Source organism: Achromobacter ruhlandii (assembly GCF_002082135.1).
GTDB lineage: Bacteria > Pseudomonadota > Gammaproteobacteria > Burkholderiales > Burkholderiaceae_B > Achromobacter > Achromobacter ruhlandii.
In genome coordinates this window covers 452,534-468,385 of record NZ_CP017433.1, presented here as the reverse complement: position 1 = coordinate 468,385, position 15,852 = coordinate 452,534, and the positions used below count along the sequence as shown (strand labels likewise).

Annotated in this window: 17 protein-coding genes and 1 pseudogene; 5 read left to right on the top strand and 13 right to left on the bottom strand. The window is 69.0% G+C overall.

Annotated features, from left to right (window positions below; genetic code table 11):
* From AruCF_RS29625 to AruCF_RS02075, 4 genes and pseudogenes are all read right to left on the bottom strand, one after another.
* Positions 1–316 (bottom strand): annotated as a pseudogene (locus AruCF_RS29625) (hypothetical protein); the annotation flags it as partial.
* 19 nt (positions 317–335) lie between these two features.
* Positions 336–737 carry a Holliday junction resolvase RuvX gene (gene ruvX / locus AruCF_RS02085; RefSeq protein ID WP_049071083.1) on the bottom strand — a complete coding sequence of 134 codons (402 nt, stop codon included), beginning with the start codon at positions 735–737 and terminating at the stop codon, positions 336–338.
* Positions 730–1,317: a YqgE/AlgH family protein gene (locus AruCF_RS02080; RefSeq protein WP_049071082.1), complete on the bottom strand. Its 588-nt coding sequence runs from the start codon at positions 1,315–1,317 to the stop codon at positions 730–732. Before AruCF_RS02080 ends, ruvX begins: the two co-directional genes overlap by 8 nt.
* Before the next feature lie 128 nt (positions 1,318–1,445).
* Positions 1,446–1,610, bottom strand: a complete 165-nt coding sequence (locus AruCF_RS02075; protein WP_003814980.1) for a rubredoxin — start codon at positions 1,608–1,610, stop codon at positions 1,446–1,448.
* Positions 1,611–1,765: 155 nt separating this feature from the next.
* Between AruCF_RS02075 and AruCF_RS02070 the strand changes: the two genes are divergently transcribed.
* The 3 genes from AruCF_RS02070 to hemL are packed head-to-tail and all read left to right on the top strand — an operon-like array spanning position 1,766 to position 4,520.
* Complete coding sequence (locus AruCF_RS02070) at positions 1,766–2,575, top strand: bifunctional hydroxymethylpyrimidine kinase/phosphomethylpyrimidine kinase (protein WP_100509616.1); 810 nt, start codon at positions 1,766–1,768, stop codon at positions 2,573–2,575.
* The gene (thiE, locus tag AruCF_RS02065) at positions 2,572–3,237 is read left to right on the top strand and encodes a thiamine phosphate synthase (RefSeq protein ID WP_049071078.1); all 666 of its coding nucleotides are present in this window, start codon (positions 2,572–2,574) and stop codon (positions 3,235–3,237) included. Before AruCF_RS02070 ends, thiE begins: the two co-directional genes overlap by 4 nt.
* 5 nt (positions 3,238–3,242) lie before the next feature.
* Complete coding sequence (gene hemL / locus AruCF_RS02060; RefSeq protein WP_049071076.1) at positions 3,243–4,520, top strand: glutamate-1-semialdehyde 2,1-aminomutase; 1,278 nt, start codon at positions 3,243–3,245, stop codon at positions 4,518–4,520.
* Between the two features lie 73 nt (positions 4,521–4,593).
* On the opposite strand, the gene AruCF_RS02055 is transcribed toward hemL, so the two are convergent.
* The gene (locus AruCF_RS02055) at positions 4,594–5,337 is read right to left on the bottom strand and encodes a lytic transglycosylase domain-containing protein (protein ID WP_049071075.1); all 744 of its coding nucleotides are present in this window, start codon (positions 5,335–5,337) and stop codon (positions 4,594–4,596) included.
* 294 nt (positions 5,338–5,631) lie between these two features.
* Between AruCF_RS02055 and AruCF_RS02050 the strand changes: the two genes are divergently transcribed.
* Positions 5,632–7,347, top strand: coding sequence for a flagellar assembly protein A (locus tag AruCF_RS02050; protein ID WP_049071074.1), 1,716 nt, complete (start codon positions 5,632–5,634; stop codon positions 7,345–7,347).
* A gap of 115 nt (positions 7,348–7,462) precedes the next feature.
* Here the strand turns inward: AruCF_RS02050 and AruCF_RS02045 are convergent, their stop codons facing one another.
* From AruCF_RS02045 to AruCF_RS02020, 6 genes are read right to left on the bottom strand one after another with little or no spacing between them, the layout of a single operon-like run.
* Positions 7,463–8,269, bottom strand: coding sequence for an SDR family oxidoreductase (locus AruCF_RS02045; RefSeq protein ID WP_049071073.1), 807 nt, complete (start codon positions 8,267–8,269; stop codon positions 7,463–7,465).
* A 15-nt stretch (positions 8,270–8,284) separates the two neighbouring features.
* Positions 8,285–8,896: a cysteine hydrolase family protein gene (locus tag AruCF_RS02040; RefSeq protein WP_049071072.1), complete on the bottom strand. Its 612-nt coding sequence runs from the start codon at positions 8,894–8,896 to the stop codon at positions 8,285–8,287.
* Positions 8,893–9,426, bottom strand: a complete 534-nt coding sequence (locus tag AruCF_RS02035; RefSeq protein ID WP_049071071.1) for an aromatic-ring-hydroxylating dioxygenase subunit beta — start codon at positions 9,424–9,426, stop codon at positions 8,893–8,895. Before AruCF_RS02035 ends, AruCF_RS02040 begins: the two co-directional genes overlap by 4 nt.
* Complete coding sequence (locus AruCF_RS02030; protein WP_049071070.1) at positions 9,417–10,760, bottom strand: aromatic ring-hydroxylating dioxygenase subunit alpha; 1,344 nt, start codon at positions 10,758–10,760, stop codon at positions 9,417–9,419. The genes AruCF_RS02035 and AruCF_RS02030 overlap by 10 nt, the downstream gene beginning before the upstream one ends.
* 9 nt (positions 10,761–10,769) lie before the next feature.
* Positions 10,770–12,014, bottom strand: coding sequence for a dienelactone hydrolase family protein (locus AruCF_RS02025; protein WP_049071068.1), 1,245 nt, complete (start codon positions 12,012–12,014; stop codon positions 10,770–10,772).
* A 31-nt stretch (positions 12,015–12,045) separates the two neighbouring features.
* Positions 12,046–13,233: an ABC transporter substrate-binding protein gene (locus AruCF_RS02020; RefSeq protein ID WP_053085987.1), complete on the bottom strand. Its 1,188-nt coding sequence runs from the start codon at positions 13,231–13,233 to the stop codon at positions 12,046–12,048.
* Between the two features lie 262 nt (positions 13,234–13,495).
* On the opposite strand from AruCF_RS02020, the gene AruCF_RS02015 reads away from it, so the two are divergent.
* Positions 13,496–14,482: an AraC family transcriptional regulator gene (locus tag AruCF_RS02015; protein WP_049071066.1), complete on the top strand. Its 987-nt coding sequence runs from the start codon at positions 13,496–13,498 to the stop codon at positions 14,480–14,482.
* A gap of 479 nt (positions 14,483–14,961) precedes the next feature.
* On the opposite strand, the gene AruCF_RS02010 is transcribed toward AruCF_RS02015, so the two are convergent.
* Entirely contained in the window at positions 14,962–15,366 is a 405-nt protein-coding gene (locus AruCF_RS02010) for a RidA family protein (RefSeq protein ID WP_049071064.1), read from the bottom strand.
* Positions 15,367–15,418: 52 nt separating this feature from the next.
* A complete protein-coding gene (locus tag AruCF_RS02005; RefSeq protein ID WP_026384894.1) occupies positions 15,419–15,844 on the bottom strand; it encodes an acyl-CoA thioesterase in 426 nt (141 codons plus the stop codon).
* Positions 15,845–15,852: the final 8 nt, after the last annotated feature.

The window sequence follows — 15,852 nt, the reverse complement described above, 5'->3', positions numbered from 1 at the left end:
CCGCGGGCGGGTCGCCGGCGCCCACGCCATGACCGCGATCCACGCCGGCGTCGGCGCCCGGGCCCGTGCCATCCGCCAGCGCCACGGGCCGCAGGCCCAGGCGCGCGGCCGCGGCCTCGAACCCCTGCCGCAGATCGGTGTCGCCGGCGGGCAGGCCCAGAAACACGGGCAGGCCGGTAGCGGCCACGGCGGGCGCCTGGTCAGCGGCAAAACCGGCCGCCGCGTCGAGCAGGCGCTCGACATGGCGGCGCGGCAAGCCCTCCGTGGTCAGCAGATGAATCAGTTCGCCACGGCGGTCGAGTTGCGGGTTGAGCATGAGCGGGCCGGCGTCGGCGTCAAGCCGCCGGCGGCTTGTCCAGGTAGCGTTGCAGGATGACGGCGGCGGCCATGGCGTCGTCGGCCGCGTGCGTGCCGAGCAGGCGTTGCGCCTCCATGCTGGAGCCGCGCTCGTCGACCAGCTCCACCGCGACGCCGAAGCGGCCGTGCAACTGGTTGGCGAAGCGGCGGCAGCGCGCGGTGGCGGGCTGTTCGCCGCCGTCGCTGTCGAGCGCCAGGCCGACCACGACGCGGTGCGGCTGCCATTCGCGCAGCAGCGCCTCGATGCGCGCGAAGCGCACGTCGCGCACCTCGCTGAAGATGATTTCGAGCGGCCGCGCGTGGCGCGTCAGCGTATTGCCGATGGCCACGCCGATTTTCTTTTCGCCGAAGTCGAAGGCCAGCAGGGTTTCTTCAGGCATGGCCCGCGTCGCCGGCCAGCATCACGGGATCGATGCCCAGCAGCTTGAGCGCGGCGGGGTAGCGGTCCTCGGGCGGCACGTCGAAGATGATGTGGGCATCGGCGCCGACCGACAGCCAGGCGTTCTGGCCCATCTCGCTTTCGAGCTGGCCGGCGCCCCAGCCAGCGTAGCCCAGCGTGACCAGCATGCGGGCGGGGCCGTTGCCGTCGGCCACGGCCTGGAGCACGTCGCGCGAGGTGGTCAAGGCCATGTCGCCCAGCTTGATGCTGGAGCTGTAGTCGCCAGCGGGCGCGTGCAGCACGAAACCGCGGTCGGTCTGAACTGGACCGCCGAAGAACACCAGCGTGTCCTTGACCGGGCCGATCTCGAGCGCCAGGTCGATGCGTTCGAACAGGGTGCCGAGCGTCAGGTCGGTGGGGCGGTTGATGACCAGTCCCAATGCGCCGCGTTCGGTGTGCTCGCAGATGTAGATGACCGAGCCAGCCAGGCTGCCTTCGACCATGCCCGGCATGGCGATCAGGAACTGGTTGGCGAAGTTGGCGGCCTGCGTGGAGGCGTCTTCGTGGTGTTTTTCCGTCATGGCAACCCCTCTGTGGGTAGTCTGATAGAACCGGGGGCCCGCCACGCTGGCGCGGCCCGTCGGGAGCGCGGGGCAGGCATGGCCTCCCCTCGTTGCAAGCCTTGGCGGAATACGTCGGCGCTGCGGATTCAGATTTCCATCAGTTCGAAGTCCTCTTTGCGGGCGCCGCATTCAGGACAGACCCAGTTCGGCGGCACGTCTTCCCAGCGGGTGCCGGGCGCGATGCCTTCGTCGGGCAGGCCGGCCTCTTCGTCGTAGACCCAGCCACAAATCAGACACATCCAAGTACGCATAGTTCTCTCTTACATCAATTCCCTGCCGTCGTCCCCGCTGCGGGGCAAAGGCGGGAGGCTTCCATTAGAATGGGGACAATCTTACCGAAACCCAATAGGGGTTCCCCTGATTCTCCGCAAATGAGTCCGGGCACCCTTACTCTAGCGCTGTCCACGTGGCCCCCGTTACTCCCCCTCTCGTTTTGGTCTTCGGCCCGCTCGATCCGTCGGGCGCCGACGGCTTGCCCGCGGACGCCGTCACCTGCGCCCGCCTGGGCTGCCATGGCTTGGCGGCCGTCACGGCGCTGACCGTGCAGGATACCGCCGGCATCGAAGAAATCCATCCTGTGTCGCCCGACCTGCTCGACGACCAGGCCCGCTGCCTGCTCGAAGACATGTCGGTGCAGGCGATCAAGGTGGGCGGACTATACACCGCCGAAACGGCAAGCGTAGCGGCCCAGGTAGCCGCCGATTACAGCCAGGTGCCGCTGGTGCTGCACCTGGGCCAGCGCGCCCAGGTGCCGGCCGACGCCGCCGACGAGGACGATGCCGACGACCTGCTGGCCGCCATCCTCGAGCTGGTGCTGCCGCAGACCGACCTGCTGATCGTCGAGCACCTGCGGCTGGCGCAATGGCATGCCGATGGCGACATCGATATCGGGGACGCACCATCGCCGATGCACGCCCTGGTGGCCGCCGGCGCCGAATGGGTGCTGGTGCTGGGCAGCCCGCAGCGGCCCGGCCACCACGCCAACGTGCTGCTCGGCCCCAACGGCCAGACCACCACTCTGCCGTGGCAGGCGCCCCCGGACCGCAACGGCGACGCCGGCGGGCTGGCCGCCACCGCCATCACCGCCCTGCTGGCGCGCGGCCTGGAGATGCCCGAGGCCGTGCGCCAGGGCCTGGCCCACGCCGACGCGGCGGTCGCCGCCAGCTTCCTGCCGGGCATGGGCCGGCGCATTCCCAACCGGATCCAACCGCAATGAAAGCCCTGCGTTTTCCCGCCGGCCTGTACGGCGTCACCCCTGAATGGGACGACACCGAGCGGCTGCTGCGCGCGGTGCGCCAGGCCGCCGAGGGCGGCATGCGCGCGCTGCAGCTGCGCCGCAAGGACGTGCCCGACGCGGTGCGCGCCGCGCAGGCGCGCGCCCTGGCGCCGCTATGCCGCGAGCTGGGCGTGGTGTTCCTCATCAATGACGACTGGCGCCTGGCGCTGGAGGTCGGCGCCGACGGCGCCCACGTCGGCCGCGACGACGACAGCCTGGCCCGCATCCGCGCCGAAGCCGGCCCCGACCTGATCCTGGGCGGCTCCAGCTACGACGACCTGGGCCGCGCCCGCGAACTGCTGGACGCCGGCGCCGACTACATCGCCTTCGGCGCCATGTTCCCCTCGCGCGTCAAGCCGGACACCGTGCGCGCGCCGCTGTCGGTGCTGACCGAGGCTCGCGCCCTGGTCGAGCAACGCGACGCGCCGCGTCCCGCCGTGGTCGCCATCGGCGGCATCACGCCCGGGAACGTGGCGTCGGTGGCCGCCGCCGGCGCCGATTCGGTCGCCGTCATCACCGGCCTGTTCGAGGCGCCCGCCATCCGCGCCGCCGCCGCGGCCTGCGCCGCGCCCTACTCCATCAACCGCAACCTGAAGCCCTGACCGCCATGTCCCGTAACGCCCAGCTTTTCGAACGCGCCAGCCGCAGCATCCCCGGCGGCGTCAACTCGCCCGTGCGCGCCTTCCGCTCCGTGGGCGGCACGCCGCGCTTCATCAAGCGCGCGCAGGGGCCGTACGTGTGGGATGCGGAAGACAAGCAGTACATCGACTACGTCGGTTCGTGGGGCCCGGCCATCCTGGGCCACTCGCATCCCGAGGTGGTGCGCGCGGTGCAGGAGGCGGCCGTCAACGGCCTGTCGTTCGGCGCTCCCACCGAGGCCGAGATCGAACTGGCCGAAGTGCTGATCGCGCGCCTGCCGTCGCTGGAACAGGTGCGCCTGGTCAGCTCCGGCACGGAAGCCACCATGACCGCCATCCGCCTGGCGCGCGGCGCCACCGGCCGCAACAAGATCGTCAAGTTCGAAGGCTGCTACCACGGCCATTCCGACAGCCTGCTGGTCAAGGCCGGCTCGGGCCTCCTGACCTTCGGCAACCCCAGCTCGGCCGGCGTGCCGCCCGAATTCGTCTCGCACACGCTGACCCTGGAATACAACAACCTGGACGCGGTGCGCGAGGCCTTCGCCCAGCACGGCGCCGACATCGCCTGCATCATCGTCGAGCCGATCGCCGGCAACATGAACCTGATCAAGCCGGCCGCCGGCTTCCTGGAAGGGCTGCGCGAGGTCTGCACGCAGCACGGCGCGCTGCTGATCTTCGACGAGGTCATGACCGGTTTCCGCGTCGGCCCGCAGGGCGTGCAGGGTCTGTCGGGCGTCAAGCCCGACCTGACCACCCTGGCCAAGGTGATCGGCGGCGGCATGCCGGTGGGCGCCTTCGGCGGCAGCGCCGAGATCATGAAGCACATCGCGCCGCTGGGCGGCGTCTACCAGGCGGGCACGCTGTCGGGCAACCCGGTGGCCGTGGCCGCCGGCCTGGCCACGCTGCGCCTGATCGCCGCCCCCGGTTTCTACGACAAGCTGGCGGCGCAGACCGCCAAGCTGGCCCAGGGCCTGCAGGAACGCGCCCGCGCCGCCGGCCTGGCCTTCTCGGCCGACTCGGTTGGCGGCATGTTCGGCATCTATTTCAGCGACAAAGTGCCGGCCACGTTCGCCGAGGTCTCGGCCTGCGACACGGCGCGCTTCAACCGCTTCTTCCACGCCATGCTGGACCACGGCGTGCATTTCGCGCCGTCGGCGTTCGAGGCCGGCTTCGTCTCGGCCACCCACGACGACGCGGTGATCCAGTCCACGCTGGATATCGCCGAGAAGGTCTTCGCGGCGATCTGAGCGCCGGCGCGCGCTCGCCCCACAACGCCCTGGCGGCCCGACAGCGGCTGCCAGGGCGTTGTGGCATCCGCCCCTAGGGGGTCTTGTATTGCTGGTATAGCGCCGTGACGTTGCGCACGTACTGCTGGGTCTCGGCATAGGGCGGCACCGCGTCGTACTTGCGCACCGCGCCCTCGCCCGCGTTGTAGGCGGCCAGCGCCAGGTCCAGGCGGTTGGGATACTGGTCGATCAGGCGGCGCAGCAGGCTCGATCCGGCCTTCACGTTGGTGGCCGGGTCCACCAGCGCCCGCTCGATGTCATCCGACACCAGCAGCGTCGCCGCCGTCGCCGGCATCAGCTGCATCAGGCCCAGCGCCCCCTTGGGCGAGCGCGCGTCGCTGCGGAATCCCGACTCCACCGCGATCACCGCCGTCAGCAGCGCCCGGTCCACCCCCGAATCCCTGGCCGCCTGCGCGATCAGTTCGTCATGCGCCGTGGACGGTGGCGCGGGTCCCCAGCGCGCGGCCCGGTCGCCCAGGGTCAGCAGGCTGGCGCCGTCACCGGCGCGCGGCTCACAGTCCAGGCAGACCTTGATGCGGGCGCCGCGCAGCGCGATGCGGGCCTGGGCGCGCTTGTAATACTTGGCGTAGCCATTGGGCACCTTCATGGCGCGCCAGACGCCGAACGGATCCTTGTAACGGTAGATCTCGGTGGCGGCGGCGCCGCCGACCGGCGCCAGCGCCGCGGCCCCGGCAACCAGGGCCGCGATCACCAGGCCGGCCACGCGCGCGTGGCGGCGGCGCGGCACGGCCGGCGGGAGGGAAAGAGGTCGGGACATGGCATCGAGGCTCCGGCGGCGTCCGCGGACGCGGGATCGAACGCCTATGCTGAGCCGCCGCGCGCGCTTTGTCGCTCCTGCCGATGGACTAGGGCACGTCGGCGTTACCGTCCGCCCGCGCGGGCCCCCGTGGCCATCGGTCTGAAATAAGGGCCGGGCCTACATCTTTTTATGGTTGACCACCCCCTCCTACTGCGCAGTAGCCCCCGGTTCATGGGTTAACATATGTCGCAATATTTCGTTTAATTACTAAATGAATGGAACCCGGCGGACACTGCCGGGCGGGAGGCGGAGATGGGCGCAGACAACACGCTCCAGCTGGTGCTGGATGCCAATACCAACGTCCTGACGGCGCTATACACGCCGCCACCCGCCGTGGAGAGCGCCGCCTCGGCCCCGGACGTGCCGGCCGGGGAAGAAGCGGCGGACGCCGCCTCCGCCACGCCCCCGGCGGCCCCCCTGCCCACCTGGGATTCCCTGGCCGCCCTGGCCACCGCCCAGGGCTGGGCACCCGAAGCGCTGGACAACCATGCCGTCATCGCCTTCATCGACCTGTGCCGTCAGGCCACCGAGCCCGTCCAGGTGCCGGTGGGCAAACTGGTCGACGGCTCGTTCGACCTGGAAGTGGACGCCACCTGCATGTCGGCCCTGGTCACGCTGCACCCGCCCAAGGGCGGCAAGCCGGTGACCCTGGCCGTGCTGCGCCAGGCCATCGCCGACCAGGGCATCGTCCATGGCGTGCTGGAAAAGGAACTGGCCGAGGCCGTCGAGCGCGGCGGCGCGCAGACCGTGCTGATCGCGCAGGGCACGCCGCCCACGCGCGGCACCCCGACCCGCTTCGAGAGCCTGCTGGACCGCCTGAAGCCGCGCGCCCAGGAGATCGATGAGCTGGCCCAGATCGATTACCGCGACCTGGGCAGCCTGCTGCTGGTAACGCCGGGCATGCCGCTGATGCGCCGCATCCCGCCGCTGCCCGGCATCGACGGCTGCAACGTGCTGGGCCAGCCGGTGCTGCCCGAGGAGCTGCCGGACACGCCGTTCAACGCCGAGATGTCCGGCGTCGAGATCGATCCGGAAGACCCGAACCTGCTGCGCGCCGCCATCGCCGGCTCGCCCAAGCTGATCCACCAGGGCGCGCAGGTCAATCCGGTGGTCGAGGTCGACGCCGTCGACCTGTCCACCGGCAACATCAATTTCCAGGGTTCGCTGCAGGTGCGCGGCGACATCAGCGCCACCATGGAAGTGCGCGTGACCGGCGACGTGGTCGTCAACGGCACCATGGAAGCCGCCCTGGTCGAGGCCGGCGGCAACGTCACGGTCAAGGGCGGCATCATCGGCATGGCCGAGGCCGTGCCGGACGCCGGCGGCGCCGCCGCCAACGCCGCCGCGCGCACCGCCCATATCGTCTGTGGCGGCGAAGTGCGGGCCCGCTTCATCACCAACGCCATCATCAGCGCCGGGCAGAACGTCGAAGTGGAACGCGAGATCCGCCAGAGCAGCATCGCCGCCGGCGGCAGCGTCAATGTGGGCGCACCCAACACCCAGCAGACCGCCATCACCGGCGGCCAGACCCGCGCCCTGCAATCGGTGCGCGCCGGCACCATCGGCTCGCCCGCCGGCGTGCCCACGCTGGTGCAGGCCGGCCTGGACCCGCATGCCGACATCAAGCGATCGGCCTTGACGCGCAAGCGCCTGAAGATGAACGAGGAAAAGGCCAAGCTGGAGCAACTGCTGCTGTTCCTGCACGCCAATCCGGGGCGCGCGGCCGGCGACGTGGTCGAACGCGCCCGCAACACCCACACCAAACTGGGCCGCGACCTGATCGAGCTGGACGAGGAAGAGGCCCAACTGATCCGCGACCTGCAGCCGCTGCATACCGCCACCATCATCGCCGCGCGGCGCTTTTGCGGCGGCACCAAGATCCAGGTGGGCAACCGGGTGCAGGAATTCCTGGAAGACCAGGTCGGCGGCAAGGCGGCCCTGGAAGAAGGCGAGATCGTCATCCGCTGACGCGGGCCCCGGGGACCGGGATGGCCCGCCGCCCGGTCCGCGCCGGGGGGGGAGGCGCGATGCGGCCCTGGCCCGCGCCACGCGGCCCCGCCGCCGCCGTGGCCGGCAGTCCGCCTCAGGGCGCCAGTTGCTTGAACCAGGCGCGCGGCGAAATGCCGCGGTCCGGACCCAGGATCGAGAAACCGCCGTCCACCGGGATATCCACGCCCGTCATCCACGAAGCCGCGTCGGAGCAGGCGAAACACACCGCCGCCGCGATCTCCTCGCCCGAGCCGACCCGGCCCAGCGGATGAAAGTGCGCGCCCACCGCGTCGGCGGCTTCGCGCGAGCCGCCCGCCAATTGTTCGACCGACGGCGACCAGGTCCAGGCCGGCGACACCGCCAACACGCGAATGCCGGCCGGCGCCAATTCCACCGCGAAGTTCTTGGTGATCTGCAGCAAGGCGGCCTTGGACGCCGGATACAGCGCGCGTCCGGCGGCGCCGAACTTGCCGCCGGTGCTGCCCAGGTTGATCACCACGCCACCGCGCGGCAGCAGCGGCGCCGCCATCTGCGTGAAGATGGCGGCCGACACCAGGTTGGTGTCGAGCGTGGCGTGCCATTCCTCGCGGCTGGAGGCCAGGCCGCGATCGTTGTACTGGCAGGCGTTATTCACCAGGATATCGACCCGGCCGAAGCGCGCCCGCGCGGCATCCAGGCATTGCCGGATCTGGTCGTCCTGGCCGATATCGGTCTCGTGGAACAGCGCGCGGTCGCCCATCTCGCCCGCCAGCGCCCGGCCGGCCGCGGCGTTGCGCCCCACCAGCACCACGTTGGCCCCGGCCGCCGCCAGCCCGCGCGCGATGTCCGCGCCCAGCCCCTGGGTGCTGCCGGTGACGATGGCCGTCTTGCCGGCCAGGCCGGGAAAGCCGGAAAAATCCATGATGAGTCCTTTCGATCAGTGGGAGGTGGCGGCCCAGCGTACCGCCTGCGCCACCGAGCCGGTCTGCGCGATCAGGCGCATGCTGGCCAGCGAGGCGTCATGCACCGCCGGATCGGCCGAGGCGCAGGCGTCTTCGGCCACCATGACATTGAAACCGATATCCGCCGCGTGCCGCACCGTGCCCTCGACCACCGAATGGGTCGCCACGCCCGCCACCACCAGGCGACGCGCGCCCAGCAGCCGCAGCGTCTCTTCCAGCGGCGTGCCGTAGAAGGCGCTGATGCGGGTGTGCTTGACGACGAACTCGCGCGCGCTGCCGGTCAACGGTTGCAAGCCTTCGTAGAAGGCACTGCCCCATTGCCCCTCGGCCACGGCGCCGATGCGGGCGACGTTGCGGAAGATATCGCAATTGGGCAGCAGGTCGGCATAGTCGGGGCGGAAAGCGATGCGCACGTGCACGATCGGCAGGCCGTGATGGCGCGCGCCGTCGAGCAGGTCGGCGGCGCCGCGCAGCAGGCGCTGGCGCTCCGCGCCGGCGGCGTCCAGCCCGACGCGGATCTTGCCCTCGGGATGCAGCACGTCGTTCTGGTAGTGCAGCGCCAGCACCGCGGCGTCGGCGGCACTCACACGAACACCTCGAACACATCGTGCGCGTCGTCGCAGTTCACCAGGTCCACCCGCTTCATGCGGATGCGCCAGCTGTCGCCGTCGGCGGCCAGCTTATGGGTGTAGCGGCCCGCCAGTTGGCGCGGCTGGCGCTTGCGCCACTCGGTCATCTGGAACGCCGAGTGCACCACCAGGTTGCCGCCGGCGTCCATGCCCTCGACCTGCACCCCGCCCACCAGCCGCGCGCTGCGCGTGGGCGGCTGCTGCGACCAGTTGCGCGGATGTTCCAGCCGGCGGATGCGCACGTCGCGCAGCATGCGGTCTTCCCAGAACAGCGAGATGTGGTCGTAGGGGCTGGACTGACCCGGCTCGCGCGGCATCCAGTACATGCCGTCGTCGGTCCACAGCGACTGCCACTCGTCGTAGCGGCGCTCGTCCAGCAGCCGCGCCTCGCGGTACAGGAACTGGGCGATGCGGTGATAGGCCTCGGCCGGCACGTCGGCCGGCGCCAGGTTGGCGGTGGATACGTCGAATTCCAGGTCTAGCAGCATGCGCCTTCTCCTTGGCCATGGGCGGACGCCACGGGACCGGCCTCCATATAGTGCTTCCAGGCGCGGAACTGGTTGCGCATCGGCAGCTCGCTGGTGCCGTTGATCGACACCATGCCGTCCGCGTCGCTGCGGTCGGTGCCGTGGTAGCGGTGCATGCTGACCCATTCGCCCCCACGGGTGGCGTTGCCTTCCTGGCAGCGGTTGTAGAGCTCGATGTCGTCCGGCATGACGTTGGAGGACGGCGAGTTGATCACATTGGCGTACAGCATGGCGCGCTTGAACACGCCGTCCGGCGCGCCCTTGCAGCGGAAGGTCTGGATCTCGATCAGCGTGCGGTCGACGGCGATCGGGCGGATCACGCGGAACTGCTGGAACACCGTGTGCGGCGAGCCGCTGCCGTAGATGACGGTGTTGTGGCGGTTCATGCCGAGGATCTCGCGGGCGCGGTCGGCGCCGTAGGCAGCGGTCAGCGCCTCGAAATGCGCGCGCGACACCGGATCGCGTTCGGCCGCGCCCGGGTTGAAGATGCCTTCCATGTAGCCGTGGCCGTTGTCGTAGGCGCGCAGCTCCAGCTTTTCCCAGAACTCGTAGGGCTCGCCGTTGCCGTCCATGATATGCAGCTCGAACGGCATCTCGCCGATTTCCTTGGCCTCGTCGCGCGCGGCGGCGAAGGACGATTCGTGCGTCACGCGGGCATGCATGGTGTCGTGCAGGTTCTCGTAGAACACCTTCCAGTTGGAACGCTGCATCACGCGGAAGATGCCGCCGGCCACCTCGACCTCGCCGACCGGCGAACGGTCGCACAGGTTGTCGATGGACGAACGCACGCCGCCCAGGAATTCCTCCAGGCCCTGGCCGTCGCGGGCCTGGCTGGCGAAGACGAAGCCGCGATAGCTTTCCACGCGCGGCAGGCGCCGCATCGAGAAGCTGGGGTCGGTCGGATCGTACGAGGTGCCCTCCAATCCCTGCTTGAGCGGCACGCCCAGGTGGCTGCCGTCGAGCTTGAAGGTCCAGGCGTGGTACGGGCAGCGGAAGAACTTGCCGACACAGCCGTCGCCATCCGCCACCACCTTGGCGCCCTTGTGCGGGCAGCGGTTGTAAAGCACGTGCACGCGGCCGTCGCTGGCGCGCACCATCAGCACGTCCTGGTCGCCCAGCCGCGTGGTGTGATAGTCGCCCGTCTTGGGCACCTGGCTCTCGTGGCCAACGTAGACCCAGGCCCGGCCATAGATGCGCTGCATCTCCAGCTCGAAAATCGCCGGGTCGGTGTACAGGGCGCGGTGCACGCTGTCGCCGCGCACCATCTCGCCCAATTGTTGATCGCTATACGGCATGGCGGTCTCCTACTTGTTCTCGCTGTCTTTCCAGCGCGCCATCAGGGTGTTGGAAGGCAGGGTCTCGTCCAGCAGCTTCTGCGCGGTCTCGCGGCCGGCCACCGGCAGGCCCTTGGGGTCGAGCACGCCGATCTGCACCAGCACGCTGGCCTGGTCCCAATAGATGTGTTCGTGGCACAGCTTGTCGCCGCGGAACTTGACGATGGCCACCAGCGGAATCTCGACGTATTTGCCGGTAGGCGCGACGCCGGGCAGCAGCCAGTCGATCTCGGTGGTGTGGGTGAAGCAGAACAGCAGCTCGTCGACGATCTGGGTCGCGCCCACGGTGCGCGACAGCGGCACCAGTCTGGTGTCGGGCGGATTGCTGTTGACGAAGTGGTGCTGGTAGAAGCGCGACAGCTCGCGGTAGCCGACGCCGCCGGTCATGGTGGGAATGTGATTGACATAGGGCTCGGCCACCATCGTGGCCATGGTCGCGGCCACATCGCGCGTGCCGAATTCGTATTCGCAGTGCTTGTCCCACAGGGCCGAATAGTCGAACTGCGGGCCGATCACGCGTTGCAGCGCGGCCATGCTGCGCTGGTGCGCCATCAGCGCCGACGGCTTGTCGTAGTGCGCGCCGCCGGTGCGGGCAAAGGCGTGGTCCATGCCGGGGTACACATACAGCTCGACGTTGGCCTTGCCGCCCAGCGCCTCCAGGATGCGCTGGCGCGCCGGCGGCGGACAGAAGCCGTCCTGCTCGGCGATGTGCAGCACCAGCCGGCCGCGCAGGTTGGCGGCTTCTTCCAGGCTGTCCTCGATGCCCACGCCGTAGTAGCCGATGGCCACGTCGGCATCCGTGCGGCAGGCGGCCAGATAGGCCAGCTTGCCGCCCAGGCAATAGCCCAGCACGCCGGCGCCGCCCTGCTGCTCGGGCAGCGCGCGCAGCGCGGTCAGGGTCGAGGCAATGTCCTTGACGCCCAGCTCAACGTCGAAACGCTGATACAGCTCGAAGGCGCGCGGCATGTCGGCCGGGCCGTCGGTCAGCTGGATGCCGGGCTGCTGGCGCCAGAACAGGTCCGGCGCCAGCACCACGTAGCCTTCATCGGCCAGCGCCTGCGCGGTGCGCCGCATGAAGTCATTGATGCCGAAGATCTCCTGGCACAGCACCAGCCCCGGCCCGTGGCCCGCGGCGGGCACGGCCAGGTAGGCGCTGAATGATTGGCCGTCGTGCGAGGCGATGGTCACCTCGCGCGTCGTGATCGTTGCGGTCATGCGTCTCTCCTTGATGCGTGCGTCGCCTGCCTTACTTCATCTGGCAGGCGGCGGCGAACGGGTCGTGATACTGCGTCAGCACCGTGCCCGACAGCTTGTTGGCCAGCTTGCCGTCCGCGCCCTTGACGATGGTGCGCAGGTAGTAGTTCTGGATCGGGTACTGGTTGCGGTTGAAGGTGAAGTCGCCACGCACCGACTTGAAATCGGCGCGCCGCAGGGCCGGACGCAACGCGTCGGCGCCCAGCTTGCCGCCGGTCTGCCTGACCGCGCTGTCCAGCAGCATGGCGGCGTCGTAGCCTTGCGAGGCGTACAGCGTGGGGGTGCGGTTGTAGGTTTTCCTGAAGTCCTCGACGAACTTGCGGTTGGCCGGGTTGTCCAGGTCGGCCGCCCATTGCGACGAGTTGTGCAGGCCTTCGATCGGCGCGCCCACCGCCGCGATCGTATCCTCGTCGCCCGAGAAGCCCGGCGCCAGCAGCGCGATCTCCTTGCCCAGGCCGGCGCCGTTGAACTGCTTGATGAAGTTCACGCCCATGCCGCCCGGCAGGAAGAAGAACACCGCGTCCGGCTTGCTGGCGCGCAGCCGCGTGATCTCGACGCCGTAGTCGAGCTGGCCGAGCTGGGTATAGATCTCTTCCGACAGCCCGCCCTTGTACAGGCGCTTGAAGCCGTTGAGCGATTCGCGCCCGCCGGGATAATCGGGCGCGATCAGCGCCACCCGCTTGAAGCCCTGGTCGGCGGCATATTTGCCCATCGCCGCCGGGATGTCCTCGTTCTGCCAGGCCACCGCGAAGAAATTCGGATTGCAGCCGGCGCCGGCATAGTTCTCCGGCCCCGTATTGGTGCTGAGATAGATGGTGCCCGACTGCAGGATGGCCGGCATCACCGGCAGCAGCACGTTGGAAAACACGATCCCCGTCATGACGTCGACCTTGTCGCGCTTGAGCAGGCGCTCGACCGCCTGGCGTCCGGCATCGGCCTTCTGCTGGTCATCGGCCACCACCACCTCGGCCGGCAGCCCGCCCAGCTTGCCGCCGGTATGCTGCAGCGCGAGATTAAAGCCGTCGCGGATCTCGTTGCCCAGCGCCGCGCCCGGCCCCGACAGCGTGGTCAGCAGGCCTACCTTGATCTTGTCCGCCGCCGATGCCCCGGCCGCGGCCGTCATACAGCCCACCGACACCAGCATCGCCAGCGCGCGCCGGCCCCATAGCTTTCCCTTCATGAGCCACCCCGTTCGTGTCCGCCGGCGCCGCCGGCGCAATGCTGACAGAATCCGTCTGCCGTCGGTACACCCTGCCAACGATGAAAACTGCCAGCTTACGCGCCACGGCGCCGCCTTCCAACAACCCCCAGCTTAGGACGGCCGGGCGCGCGGCTCTATCCGAATCGGCCCACGCTTATCCGGGATTCACTTAATTCCCAACGCTTGACGATTGCATTACGCTCGACGGCGATACGGGAGCGTTCCCGTCCCGGAGGCATCCATGCACGGCTGGTCCCGCATCGAGCTGGCGCCATTGCTCAAACGACGCGTCTTCAGTTCCACCCAGCCGGCCGAAACCCGCGAGCGCGTCTCCGAAGCGCTCAAGGACCACCGCCTGACCTGGAAAGGCGGCCGCGTCGACGCCGAACTGAACCGCGCCCGCTTCGGCGCCCTGAGCGTCTGTACGCTGCGCTACGGCGCCGAAGTCCACATCGAACCCGACCGTCTGCAGGACTTCATGCTGGTGCAGGTGCCGCTGCGCGGCCGCGCCCGCATCGAATGCGGCACCGACTGCGTCGACGCCCACCCCGACTGCGCCGCCGTCATCGCCCCCAACCGCGCCCTGAAACTGCACTGGGAAGCCGGTTGCGAACAACTGCTGCTGAAGATTCCGCGCGGCAAGCTCGAAGCCATCGGCCACCGCATCTTCGGCGACGCCGCCGCCCGCCCCCTGGACTTCAGCCCCGCGCTACGCCTGGATACCCCCGTCGGCGCCGCCTGGCGCAGCATGATGACCAGCCTGATCCACCTGCTCCCCACCCTGGACGACGGCGCGCCGAGACCGCCCGCCGCCTGGCTGGAGCACCTGGAAGACACGCTCGTCCTGCACCTGCTCTACAACCAGCCCAACACCTGGCAACGCCACGCCGGCCTGCCCCCCGCCCTGCCGCGCCGCGTCGCCCAGGCCGAAGCCTACATGCGCGCCCACCTGGCCGCCCCCCTGACCCTCACCGACATCGCCCGCGGCGCCGGCGCCAGCCCCAGCGCCCTCACCCGCCTGTTCCAGCAACACCGCGAGACCACCCCCATGCAGGCGCTACGCGTCCTGCGCCTGGACGCCGCCCGCGAAAAGCTGCAACAAGGCGCCTGCGAAAGCGTGACCGAGGTCGCCGTCTCCGTAGGCATCAGCCACCTGGGCCGCTTCTCCGAGTATTACCGCGACCGCTTCGGCGAACTTCCCCGCGAAACCTTCCAGGCCAGCAGATAGGCTTGACAATTCTGGCGCCATGCGCCAACCCCCGCAGCCACAAGCGAAGAATCACAAACGTAGTTAAACCAATACATATGTGATAAAGCGCCCCGCCCGCGAGCGCGCAGCGTCATCCGCCCCCGCAAGACACCAAGTAAGCTTCAAAAGGCCGCCCGCGCGGCCGCCTTGAAGCGGGCCCCGCAAATCGCTCTGAACCCGCGTCGCCGACCACCAAAACGCCAAGAACCCCAATCGCCCCAGCACTCGCCATTAATTCTTATCGTGAGCGGGTGACGGGGCAGGCGGGGGATGGCGGGGCGTGTAGATGCGCCCGACGGAATCTGAAGGGAAGGCCGAAGGCCTGGACGAAGATGAGGACGGGGCAGTCCGGAGCGAAGGCTCCGGACCGCAATCGTAGCCCCGCCATCCCCCGCCTGCCCCGTCACCCGCGACTAAAGAACCCCCCCCAGCGCATCACACGCCAGGCCGGCCCAAATTCAAACCGGCACAACAGCCGTAACTTCAATCTCCACCTTGGCCCGATCCTCCACCAGATCCGCCACCTCCACCGCCGTCATCGCCGGAAAATGCCTCCCGATCAATTCACGATAGTGCTTCCCGATCTCCGGATAAGCCGCCACATAGGCCTCCTTGTCCGTCACATACCACGTCATCCGCACGATATGCTCAGGCCTGGCCCCGCCCTCGGCGAGAATCGCCACGATGTTGGCCAACGTCTGCCGCACCTGATCGGCCAGATCATCCGACTCGAACTGCTGCTGCCCGTTCCAGCCCACCTGCCCGCCCACGAACACCAGCTTGCTCCCCACCGTCATCTCGGTCAGGATCCCATTCGAATAGCCCCGCGGCGCCATCCAATCCGGCGGTTGCAGAATCTTCATAACGTCTCATCCTATTTTCAAAAAACAAACACCAGGGTGGCCCCCGCCGAACTCACTCGGCGGCAACCAGATAATCCTGCATGCGCTCGCGCAGATCCGCCGGCAGCGGCATCGACTTCATCGTGCGCAGATCCACCGTCACGATCGTCAGCGTCGCCGACAGCCGCAACTGCCCGTCCGGCCCCTCGAACCGAACCAGCGCCTTGAACGACGCGCCGCCGATGCGCTGCACCTGCAGCGTCTGCCGCAGTTTCTCGTGCCAACGGCTCGGCGCGCTGAAATCACACGTCACCGACGCCATCGGCGTGCCGATGTGACGCTCCACGTGCAGCGCGTGGAATGGCAGCCCCATGCCCTTGTCGAACCACTCCTCGACAAAGTCATTGATCATCTCGAAATAGCGCGGATAGAAAACGATGCCCGCCGGATCGCAATGACGGAAGCGGACCTCTACCTGACTGATGAATGGTGCTGCCATGGCATTTC